Source organism: Mesorhizobium calcicola (assembly GCF_042682105.1).
GTDB classification, from domain to species: domain Bacteria; phylum Pseudomonadota; class Alphaproteobacteria; order Rhizobiales; family Rhizobiaceae; genus Mesorhizobium; species Mesorhizobium calcicola.
This window is the reverse complement of the sequence record NZ_JBHUGY010000018.1, coordinates 15392-25841: the sequence shown is the minus strand read 5'-3', so window position 1 is coordinate 25841 and position 10450 is coordinate 15392. Positions and strand designations below refer to the sequence as shown.

At 63.6% G+C, this 10450-nt stretch carries 9 protein-coding genes; 6 read left to right on the top strand and 3 right to left on the bottom strand.

Features of this window, described 5'->3' with window-relative positions; genetic code table 11:
- The first annotated feature begins 63 nt into the window (after nucleotides 1-63).
- Both ACFSQT_RS10475 and ACFSQT_RS10470 read left to right on the top strand, forming a co-directional pair.
- Nucleotides 64-1407, top strand: coding sequence for an efflux RND transporter periplasmic adaptor subunit (locus tag ACFSQT_RS10475; RefSeq protein ID WP_379018235.1), 1344 nt, complete (start codon nucleotides 64-66; stop codon nucleotides 1405-1407).
- Nucleotides 1404-4487, top strand: coding sequence for an efflux RND transporter permease subunit (locus tag ACFSQT_RS10470; protein WP_379018234.1), 3084 nt, complete (start codon nucleotides 1404-1406; stop codon nucleotides 4485-4487). Before ACFSQT_RS10475 ends, ACFSQT_RS10470 begins: the two co-directional genes overlap by 4 nt.
- 201 nt (nucleotides 4488-4688) lie before the next feature.
- Here the strand turns inward: ACFSQT_RS10470 and ACFSQT_RS10465 are convergent, their stop codons facing one another.
- Nucleotides 4689-5150 carry a L,D-transpeptidase gene (locus tag ACFSQT_RS10465; protein ID WP_379018233.1) on the bottom strand — a complete coding sequence of 154 codons (462 nt, stop codon included), beginning with the start codon at nucleotides 5148-5150 and terminating at the stop codon, nucleotides 4689-4691.
- A 357-nt stretch (nucleotides 5151-5507) separates the two neighbouring features.
- Here ACFSQT_RS10465 and ACFSQT_RS10460 point away from each other — a divergent pair, with 357 nt between their 5' ends.
- A complete protein-coding gene (locus ACFSQT_RS10460; RefSeq protein WP_379018232.1) occupies nucleotides 5508-5840 on the top strand; it encodes a hypothetical protein in 333 nt (110 codons plus the stop codon).
- Between the two features lie 35 nt (nucleotides 5841-5875).
- Entirely contained in the window at nucleotides 5876-6043 is a 168-nt protein-coding gene (locus ACFSQT_RS10455; protein ID WP_379018231.1) for a hypothetical protein, read from the top strand.
- Nucleotides 6044-6112: 69 nt separating this feature from the next.
- On the opposite strand, the gene ACFSQT_RS10450 is transcribed toward ACFSQT_RS10455, so the two are convergent.
- Complete coding sequence (locus ACFSQT_RS10450) at nucleotides 6113-6799, bottom strand: winged helix-turn-helix domain-containing protein (RefSeq protein ID WP_379018230.1); 687 nt, start codon at nucleotides 6797-6799, stop codon at nucleotides 6113-6115.
- Between the two features lie 45 nt (nucleotides 6800-6844).
- Here ACFSQT_RS10450 and ACFSQT_RS10445 point away from each other — a divergent pair, with 45 nt between their 5' ends.
- Nucleotides 6845-7618, top strand: a complete 774-nt coding sequence (locus ACFSQT_RS10445; RefSeq protein WP_379018229.1) for a response regulator — start codon at nucleotides 6845-6847, stop codon at nucleotides 7616-7618.
- A gap of 79 nt (nucleotides 7619-7697) precedes the next feature.
- Complete coding sequence (locus ACFSQT_RS10440) at nucleotides 7698-9785, top strand: PAS domain S-box protein (protein WP_379018228.1); 2088 nt, start codon at nucleotides 7698-7700, stop codon at nucleotides 9783-9785.
- Nucleotides 9786-9909: 124 nt separating this feature from the next.
- Here the strand turns inward: ACFSQT_RS10440 and ACFSQT_RS10435 are convergent, their stop codons facing one another.
- Nucleotides 9910-10320, bottom strand: a complete 411-nt coding sequence (locus tag ACFSQT_RS10435; RefSeq protein WP_379018227.1) for a hypothetical protein — start codon at nucleotides 10318-10320, stop codon at nucleotides 9910-9912.
- Nucleotides 10321-10450 lie beyond the last annotated feature (130 nt).

Below are 10450 nucleotides of genomic sequence, written 5' to 3'. Positions count from 1 at the left end.
CCTGCAGTCGACATGTGTCCCGAAGTCCGAGCTTCGCGCCGGATTTCGACTGAGGGGACTTCCTTGTTCAAGCGCATACTCCGCATCGTCATCATCGCCCTGGTTCTGCTCGTCCTCTTCGTCGTGGTCGGCGGTATCGTCGGCTTCAACTTCCTGCGCGACAACGGCATCAAGCAGTACTTCGCCACCATGAAGCCGCCGGCGGCAACCGTATCGACGACCATCGCCAAGCCGTCGACCTGGACGCCGGGCGTCGAGGCGATCGGTACGGTCAGCGCGGTGCGTGGCGTCGACCTGACCGTCGAAGTCACCGGCATCGTCAAGGACATCCTTTTCCACGCCAATCAGAAGGTGGCCGCGGACGCCGTGCTTCTCCAGCTCGACGACGCCGTCGAACGTGCCGATCTTGCCGCGACCAAGGCCCAGGCCGTATCCGACCAGACGGCGCTGGAGCGCGCGGTCGAGTTGCAGCGGCGCGGCGTCGGATCGGATGCCACGCTCGATACGGCTCGAGCCGCCGCATCGAGTTCCGCTTCGCAAGTGTTGAAGTTGCAGGCGGTGCTCGACCAGAAGCAGTTGAAGGCGCCGTTCGCCGGCACGGTCGGCATCCCGAAAATCGACCTCGGCCAGTACCTGGCGCCCGGCACCGCCGTGGTGACGTTGCAGGATCTCGACACGATGCGGGTCGATTTCACGGTGCCGGAACAACAGCTGCCTTCGCTGAAGATCGGCCAGACGGTGCGGCTTGGCATCGGCGGCCGCGAGATGCCCTATGCCGGCACCATTCGCGGCATCGACCCGAAAATCGACCCTTCGAGCCGGCTGGTAAACGTGCGCGCCGAGGTCGCCAACACCGAAGGCAAATTGACCCCTGGCCAGTTCGTGCAGGTACGTGTCGAATTACCCGAAGAGCAGAACGTGCTGACGCTGCCGCAGACGGCGCTGACGACGAGCCTCTATGGCGACTACATCTTCGTGGTGCAGCAGGCGAAGCCCGCCGGGGCGCCGCCGGCCAAGCCGGAAGAGAAGCCCGCCGCGTCGACAACCGACAAATCGGCGGACGCCCAGCCCACAGACACGAAGCCCGCGGACGCCAAGCCGGCTGACGCAATGAAGCCGGCGGCTGATGCAACCAAGCCTGCCGCCGCTGCGGCAAAGCCAGCCGACGAGCCTGCCGATCCGGCCAAGCCGGCGGCGGAAGGCGACAAGGCTGCGCTGGTGCTGTCGCAGGTCTTCGTCAAGCCCGGCCGCCGCAACGCCGGCATGGTCGAGATCGTCGAGGGGCTGAAGGCCGGTGATGAGGTCGTCACCGCCGGTCAGAACCGGCTCTTCAATGGCATGTCCGTCAACGTCGACAACACCATCGACCCGACCAAATCGGCGAACAAGCAGGCCGACCAGCAATGAGCTTTTCCGATATCTTCATTCGCCGGCCCGTCCTTTCGACGGTCCTTGCCTGCATGATCCTGCTCCTGGGTTTCCAGGGCATCTTCAACCTGTCGATCCGGCAGTATCCGAAGGTTGACGAAACGGCCATCACCATCACGACAGCCTATCCGGGTGCCAGCGCCGACCTGATCCAGGGCTTCATTTCCGCCCCGATCGCCCGCGCCGTCGCCTCGACGGAGAACATCGACTACGTCACCTCGTCGAGCCGCCCGTCCTCCAGCACCGTGACGGTGCAGATGAAGCTCGGCTCCAATCCCGACGTCGCGCTGACCGAAGTGCTGTCCAAGGTCCAGGGCGTGCGCGGCACCTTGCCGGACGCCTCCAAGGACCCGGTCATCGTCAAGGGCACCGGCCAGCAGTTCGCGATGATGTACATCTCGATGCAGAATCCGAACATGACGAAGGAGCAGCTGACCGAGTATATCGAGCGCGTCATCCGCCCGCGCATGTCGACGGTCGAAGGCGTCGCCGACGTGCAGATCTTCGGCGCCCAGGAATACTCGATGCGCGTCTGGATCGACCCGGTCAAGCTTGCCGCGCGCGGCGTGACGGCATCCGAAGTGCTGACGGCGATCAACAATTCCAACTTCCTGTCGGCGCCCGGCAACACGCAGAACGAGTATGTCGTCTCGTCGATCAGCGTGCGCTCGACGCTGCAGACGCCGGAAGCGTTCGCCGCGCTGCCGCTGCGCTCGACCGACAGCAATGTGGTGCGGCTGCGCGATGTCGCTCGCGTCGAACTCGGCGCCGAGAATACCGACACCAGGGTTAGCTTCAATGGCAAGCCCGGCACCTTCCTCGCCATCTTCCCGACACCGGCCGCCAACCCGCTGACCACGGCGGCGGCACTCACAAAGCTCGTGCCGCAGATTCAGGAGACGCTGCCCAAAGGCATGACGATCGAGGTCGTCTACGATGCGACCGAGCAGATCAGCGCCTCGATCGAGGAGGTGTTCAAGACCATCGCCGAGGCGGTTGCCATCGTCATCGTCGTCATCCTTTTGTTCCTTGGCTCTTTCCGTTCGGTGATGATGCCGATCGTCACCATCCCGCTGTCGCTCATTGGCGTCTGCTTCCTTTTGTTTGCCGTGGGCTATTCGATCAACCTTCTCTCCCTGCTGGCCATGGTGCTGGCGATCGGCCTTGTCGTCGACGACGCCATCGTGGTGGTGGAGAACATCCATCGCCATATGGAGGAAGATCACATGTCGCCGATGCAGGCGGCCTTCAACGGCATGCGCGAGATCGCTTCCGCCATCGTCGCCATGACCATGACGCTGGCCGCCGTGTTCGCGCCACTGGCCTTCACCGGCGGCCTGACCGGCGCGCTGTTTCGCGAATTCGCCGTCACGCTTGCCGGCTCGGTGGTGCTGTCAGGTGTCATCGCCGTCACCATCACCCCGATGATGTCGGCGCGCCTCCTGAAGTCCGGCACGCCGGGCCGTTTCCAGCGCATTGTCGACGGCGCCTTCGCGCGGGTCGAGCATGTCTATGAACGAGCCGTCACCGGGTCACTGAATTATCGCCCTTTGACGCTGATCATCGTGCTTGCGCTTGTCGGCGTCACCGGCTTCATGTTCACCAAGACCTCGACCGAACTGGCGCCGGAAGAGGACCAGGGCTTTCTGCTCTCGATTGTGACAGGGCCACGCTATGCGACGTCCGACTACACGGAGACATACGTCAACCAAATGCTCGGCCTGGTGAAGGATATTCCAGAGACGCGGGCGCAGTTCTCCGCCGTCGCCTTCAGTGGCGAGACAAACAGCGCCTTCGTCGGCTTTGCCTTCAAGGATTGGGCGGATCGCAAGCGCAATTCCAAGGAATTGCAAGCCGACATTACGGCCCGTCTCGCCAAGGTGGCGGGCGTCCAGGCCTTCGTCTTTGCGCCGCCGACGCTGCCGGGCTCCGGCGGCGGCCTACCCATCGCCATGGTGGTGCGATCGACCGGCGATGCCTCGGAAGTGTACGACGTGGCCGAGCAGATCAAGAACAAGGCGCAGGCCTCCGGCCGCTTCATCGTCGTGCAGAATTCGATGGCCTATGACGCACCCCAGGTGACCGTGACCATCGACCGTGACCGCGCCGCGGCACTGAACCTGCCGATCGCCGATATCGGCCGCACGCTGACGCTGCTGGTCGGCGGCGCCGAAGTGGCGCAGTTCGATCGCGACTCCAACAGCTACGACATCATCCCGCAGGTGCCGCAGGAATTCCGCGACAACCCCGAAAGGCTCGGCGAGTACTTCGTGCGCAGCGTGACGGGCGAGATGGTGCCGCTGTCGGCCGTTGTAAAGATTTCGAACAATGCGGCGCCGGCCGCCATCGAGCAGTTCAACCAGCTGAATTCAGCGACGATTTCCGCGCTTCCGCTGCCCGGCGTCACCACCGGCGACGGGCTGAAGGCGCTGGAGGAGATCGCCAGGGAGAGCCTGCCCGACAGCTTCTTCATCGACTACTCCGGCCAGTCCAGGCAGGAGAAGGAACAGGGCAACACCATCCTGATCGCGTTCGCGGCGGCCGTCATAGTCATCTATCTGGTGCTGGCAGCGCAGTTCGAAAGCTTCCGCGACCCGCTGATCATCATGATGGCGGTGCCGCTGTCGATCTTCGGCGCCATCGTGCCGCTCAATCTGGGCCTCGGCACGCTCAACATCTACACGCAGGTCGGCCTGATCACGCTGATCGGCCTGATCACCAAGCACGGCATCCTGCTGGTCGAGTTCGCCAACCAGCAGCGTGAAATCCATGGCATGCGACGGCGTGACGCCATCATAGCCTCGGCCAAGGTACGCCTGCGGCCGATCCTGATGACGACGGCGGCCATGGCGCTTGGCGTCGTGCCGTTGATCACGTCCAGCGGCGCCGGCGCCGCGGCACGCTATTCGATGGGCCTGGTGATCTTCACCGGCATCCTGGTCGGCACCATGTTCACGCTCTTCGTCGTGCCCATGTTCTACACCTTCATCGCCAGCAAGGACCTGCCACACCATGCCGAGAAGCCGGATCCCAAGCTGATGCCGGCACTGCAGGACTGAAGCAATTCCAGGAAAAGCGCGTAGCGGTTTCCGACCGGAATCGCGTGAAAGCAGATGACAAAAAAGAGGCCGGAAAATTCCGGCCTCTTTTTTTGGCTGGGCTCAATACCGCCGGTTTGAGCTGTACTCAATACCGCGAAAAACTCTCCGACGGGAGCCTGAACAAGGACGCGGCAGTTGGCCTGCCAGTTCCACAGCCTGCTACTTGACGATGACGATGCTGGTGTTGGTCGGCCCGAACATTTCGACAAGCTGATAGAAATCGGCGGCATTGTCGGGATGCAGCCGCACGCAGCCGTGCGAAGCCGGCTGGCCGAGGCGCTTGATCGCATTGGTGGCATGCACCGCGTAGCCGCCACTGAAGAAGACCGAGTGCGGCATCGGCGCGTTGTCGTACTTCTTCGAATACCACATCTCATGCATGCGCGTCGGCTTGAACGAGCCGGTCGGCGTCACATGGGCTCCGTCGCCGGTGGAAACCTTCCAGGCGAAGGCCGGCCGGCCGTCGACCGAGACCTCCATGATCTGCTGTGAAAGCGAAACGCGCGCCACGATCTTGTTGGCGGCGTGCGCTGCGCCAGAGCCGGCGCCGAGCAGCAGTGCGGCACCCGTCAGGGCGGCGGCGGCAACGTTGATGAACTTGGCGGAAATGGCAGTGTGCATGATGGGATCCCCTCTTTTTTGCCGGGCTTGGCCGGCTCCAATTCGATGGCTGCTTATCCCAACGTCATGTTTCGGGGAGATTTCGTGGAATGCTCGTTTGTGTTTCGAATGTGTTTCCTCTGGTTAACAAGCACTGCCATCCGCTGAGCGGCAATGGGGACCAGACGCAGCCTGCCCGAGCGTCACCGAGATCAGGAACATGGGTATTTATCCTTAACCGAAAGTGCGAATTCCCAGTATATGAAAGAAGTGGCATTGATCTCGAAACCAACCTGCAACAAAGCGCGGCTTGGAGCGGCATGATCCGGATACGGACCGCAAGCAAAGTTGACGCAACGAAAACAGCCGGTAGCGAAAATGGAAACGAAATCGAACGCACTCTCCTGGCTTCTCAGGATCAGCATCGCGGCAGCGGTCATCGGCGGCGTCGGCACGGTTGCCGGCACCCCGCTGACAAGGCTCGGTGCGATGACTTCAGGCGAGATTTCGACGCTGCATGCCGCACTGTTTTTCGCCACGGTCTGGATTGTTTCCAGCCTGCGCATCGCTCGGCTCAAGGCCCTCTGGCGGGTCGGCCTCAAGCTGACGGGAATGCGCGGCCCCTCCGGCAACTTGCTGCCGAGAGGACCGAAGGCCCGCGCCGCTGCGGGGGGCTCCGTGGGCGGCGCGGGTGCTTCGGGAGTATCCTGAAGCGACCTGCAACACACATTTGGGGAATTGGTAAGATGAAAACGAAATTTGCCGCTTCGGTGCTTTCCGCACTGCTTTACGCGCAGGGCCTGCTCGGCTTTGCCGGCGTTGCCACGGTGCTGCTCAGGGACCGCGCCCATGCGGGCGAGTTCACCATGGGCAATGACATGCCATCCGGCCCGTCGCTGCTGGTGGTGCGCTGAGCGTCAGGAGCATCGGACCTCGAGGTGGAGAATCCGATGTTCAACCGAGATGGCGCGAAACCCCAGCCGTCAGTCGGCGAATTGCTGCGGCGGATCGAACCGATAGCCGGCGCCGCGTATGGTGGTGATGGTTTCGGTGTCGAGCTTGCGGCGCAGCCGCACGATGCGCGAATCGATCGAGCGATCGAAGGCGTCGACGTTTTCGGCCGGCGCCGCGGCAATGATATCGTCACGCGTCAGCACCTTGCGCGGACTGGCCAGGAACAGCCTGAGCAGCGCCACCTGGCCGGGCGAAAGCTGCTCTTCCGTTCCGGACCGGTGCATGACCATGGCCGATCTCAGATCGACGGTCGCGTTCTCCAGCACGATCAGTTCCTGGGTGCCCCTGCCGCGCCGCGAAAGCAGGCCGCCGACACGGGCGGCGAGTTCCCTGACGTTGAGCGGGCTCTCGACGACGTCGGCCGCACCAAGCTCGAGCGCCAGCACCTTGTCGACGAGATCGGCCGGCCGGCAGATCAGAATGAAATCCGGCCCGCCCTCGCCACCATGGCGCCTGAGCAGATCCCGCCCCTCCGCCTGGCTGAGACTGTCGCCGACGACGACGACGTCGATGCCCTTTCCCGACAGCAGCGATTCGGCCTCCCATGGCTGCCGCGCCCGATGCACATCGTGGCCGCGCCGTTCGAGATGATCGGCGAGTTCGGTCGCGACCACTTCGGCGACGGAAACGAGCGCAATGACGGATCGTGCGGCCATATTTTCCAACCGTTCCCTGGCAACCGGATATGAGTACTGGACATCATGTTTATACCCAATCTACTTTCCACTGAAAGTGGGAGCGAACGCATCGTGCGGGCAAGAATTGTCATCGTCGAGGATGAGCCCGACCTGAGGGACGCGGTCGCCGAATATCTTGGCGCAGCCGGCTATGACGTGGTCACCGCCGAAAGTGCCGCCGCCGCCCGCAGCCTCGTTGAAACGCAGTCGTTCCATCTCGCCATCCTCGACATCGCCATGCCGGGCGAGGACGGCCTCTCGCTCGGCCGCTGGCTGCGTTCGCGGCTGCCGATCGGCATCATCTATGCGACCGCCGCCGGCACCGCGCTCGACCGCATCGTCGGGCTGGAGCTCGGCGCCGACGACTACATCGTCAAGCCCTACGAATTGCGCGAGGTGCTGGCGAGGGTCCGCAGTGTGCTGCGCCGCGTCCCGCAACCGACGGAACCGCAGGACAAGAAGGCCTCGACGGATCGCCGCTCCGTTGCCTTCGGCCCTTTCCAGGCCGATCTCGACGGCAGGCTGGTCACCGGCGTCAATGGCGCGGTGATCGACATGGCCAAGAGCGAATTCGACGTGCTGGAAGTTTTCCTGACCCGCGCCAACCGGCTGCTGACCCGCGCCGCGATCTCCGAGGCGATCGGCTTCACCGAAGACCCGGAATCGTCGCGCGCGGTCGACATTCGCATCATGCGGCTGCGCAAGAAGATCGAGACGGACCCTGCCAATCCGAAATTCCTGCGCACGGTGCGCGGCGAAGGCTATATCTTCTCGCTGCCGACCGGCGACGGCAACTGAGCACCGAGGCTAGAGGGGTTCGGATTCGCAGCCGTCGCTCGCCGATCGAATTGGCACGACTCTGGAATGACGGCAGAAGATGACCGCTGAAGCAGCAAACACGGATATGCAAGGGCTCAGGCAGGGCGCGGCGATGGCGGCCGTGCGTGTCGTTCGCCGGCTGCGTGAGGCCGGCGACTGGCAGCGCGAGATGGTAAGCATACTGGAAACGCTGTGCCGGGCCATGGAATGCCAGCGTGGCATCCTGTTTCGCTTGCGCGAATTGCCCGGCCAGGGCTTCGCCCAGTCGGTCGCCGCCTACTGGATTGATCCCGACTTCGGCGGCGAACTGGCATCCCCAACCGTCATCATGCAATCGATCGTCAATTCGGACCCCCTGCTAGAGCGGCTGGCCGAGGATGAGCGGCAGGGCAAGGTCTTCGCCGGGCATACGCGCGATCTCGAAGGCTTCCTGAGAACCGACTTCGAAAAGCAGAACATCAAGTCGTTCCTGTCAGTGTCCGTCTTCGCGCACGGCCATCTGTGGGGCACGCTGGCGGTCAATGACTGCGTCGACGAGCGCGAGTGGACCGACGAGGAAGAAGCGACGCTGCACATCATCGCGCTCGCCATCGGCGACGCCATCGAACGATCGCCCTCCGACGCCCATGCCAGCGAGGTCATCCGCCGCACCATGCTGCAGGCCTCGCTCGACGCCATCATCGTCATCGACGAGACCGGCTCGATCATCGAGTTCAACCCGGCCGCCGAAAAGATGTTCGGCTTCCTGCGCAGCGATATCCTCGGCAAGGACCTGCTCGACACCGTCGTGCCGGAATACTACCGCAAGGGCTATTCGTCGGGGGCCGAATACATGTCCGGCCGCGGCGCGCCGATGGTCGGCCAGCGGCTCGAGACGGTGACCCAGAACGCCGCCGGCGAGGTGTTCCCGATCGAGCTGACGGCAACCGAGATGCGGGTCGCCGATCGCCGCCTCATCTTTGGCTCGATCCGCGACCTGCGCGACAAATTGCGCGCCGAGGAGGAGATCGGTCGCCAGCGCGAGAAGCTGCACCAGAACGAGAAGATGGCGGCGATGGGTTCGTTGCTGGCCGGCGTCTCGCACGAGCTCAACAACCCGCTGGCCGTGGTGGTGGCGCAATCGACGCTGCTGCACGAATTCGCCTCCGATCCGCAGACCAAGGTGCGTGCCGAGAAAGTGCGCGCCGCGGCAGAGCGCTGCGGCCGCATCGTCAAGAGCTTCCTGTCGATGGTCCGCCTCCATCCCGCGGCACAAGCCGAGACCGATCTCAACCAGGTGATCCGCGCGGCCCTCGAGGTGACCGCCTATGGTGCGCGGTCAAGCGGCATCATCATCGACACCGATTTCGCCGCCGGCCCGCTGCTGGCCATGGCCGACGCCGACCATGTGACGCAGGTGGCTGCCAACTTCCTCATCAACAGCCAGCATGCCTTGGCCAGCGTCGCCGGCGACCGGCTGATCAAGGTGCGGACGTTCCGCAGCGATCGGGGCCACCCCTGCTTTTCGGTCGAGGACAATGGCCCCGGCGTGCCGGAAGCGATCCGCGGCCGCATCTTCGAATCCTATTTCACCACCAAGCCGGTCGGCGTCGGCACCGGCATCGGCCTGTCGATCTCGAAATCGATCATCGAGCGGCACAATGGCAATGTCTGGTTCGAGGAAGTGCTGCCGAGAGGGGCGCGTTTCGTCGTCCAGATGCCGGCCATTGCGGCCGGCGCCGCCAGCGCCGGCGAGAACCAGCCGCGCTCGAGCGGTTTGCGCCATGCCCTGATCATCGATGACGAGCCCGATGTCGCCGGCTCGCTCTCCGACATTCTCGAATTGATGGGCATCAAGTCGCGGATTGCACCTGTCTGGGAATCGGGCGCCGCCACCTTGAGCGGCCACATGCCGCCCGACATCGTCTTTTCGGACCTGCGCATGCCTGGCATCAGCGGCATATCGATCTATCGCGAGCTGCTTGCCGAAAAGCCCGACCTGGCGCGGCGTTTCGTGCTGGTCACCGGCGACCTGATCGGCGCGAAAGCCGAAATCGAGGCCTTGCCGGCGCAGCAGCGGCCGCAGATCCTGGAAAAGCCGTTCAGCACGCTGGACGTGCGCAGCGTGCTGTCCGTCATTGCCGAACAGGCGACATCGAAGGGATAAAAAAAGGCCCCCGGCCGACATCGAGGCGGGGGGCCGAAGAAGAGCGCGCTGGAGGCAGCGCTCGGGGAGGTCGGAGCACGATCCCAAGGTGGGAACCGGTTTCGGGATCAGGCTTCGACAAAAGTCAGAAAATGTTCGGCGTGCCGGTCAACGGCGCGGCATTGGCGATCATGCGGATCGCGCGGGCCTTATGCGCTCCGGACTGCTCGGCGATGGCGCGCAGGCAATCAATGCTCTCGGCACCCCAGGCCTGACCCTTGCAGGCGAAGTCGGTCGCAGGCATCGGCAGACGCGCGGTCTTGATCGTTGTCTGCGCGCCGTCGACGACGTTGGCTGGTGGATTCAACGAAGCGAAGGCCGGCCCGATTGTCGGCGTGAACGCCATGCCGATGAAGGCACAAGCAGCCATCGCCATGAACATCGCCATGGGGTGGTCACTGGCGCGCTGGCGCAGCGCCAGTTTCGGGCGACGGTCATTGCGCTCTGGAGCCTGGAAGCGGTGCTCGCCGGAGGTCGTCTGGATTTTCGAATACATCGTCGTTCCCTTCACTGATTTTCTTTTTGTGATGAAACGAACTTAGGCGCGTCTTGTAACAGCGCAACGGTGGCGCAAGACTGACAATGTAACCGACTTGAAACAGCGTTTCGGGCAAAATCGGGCAAAA

Excerpts from the sequence above, each read along its gene's own strand:
- ACFSQT_RS10470 (WP_379018234.1), top strand. The coding sequence starts at position 1,404 with ATGAGCTTTTCCGATATCTTCATTCGCCGGCCCGTCCTTTCGACGGTC.
- ACFSQT_RS10465 (WP_379018233.1), bottom strand. The coding sequence starts at position 5,150 with ATGCACACTGCCATTTCCGCCAAGTTCATCAACGTTGCCGCCGCCGCC.
- ACFSQT_RS10460 (WP_379018232.1), top strand. The coding sequence starts at position 5,508 with ATGGAAACGAAATCGAACGCACTCTCCTGGCTTCTCAGGATCAGCATC.
- ACFSQT_RS10455 (WP_379018231.1), top strand. The coding sequence starts at position 5,876 with ATGAAAACGAAATTTGCCGCTTCGGTGCTTTCCGCACTGCTTTACGCG.
- ACFSQT_RS10450 (WP_379018230.1), bottom strand. The coding sequence starts at position 6,799 with ATGGCCGCACGATCCGTCATTGCGCTCGTTTCCGTCGCCGAAGTGGTC.
- ACFSQT_RS10445 (WP_379018229.1), top strand. The coding sequence starts at position 6,845 with ATGTTTATACCCAATCTACTTTCCACTGAAAGTGGGAGCGAACGCATC.
- ACFSQT_RS10440 (WP_379018228.1), top strand. The coding sequence starts at position 7,698 with ATGACCGCTGAAGCAGCAAACACGGATATGCAAGGGCTCAGGCAGGGC.
- ACFSQT_RS10435 (WP_379018227.1), bottom strand. The coding sequence starts at position 10,320 with ATGTATTCGAAAATCCAGACGACCTCCGGCGAGCACCGCTTCCAGGCT.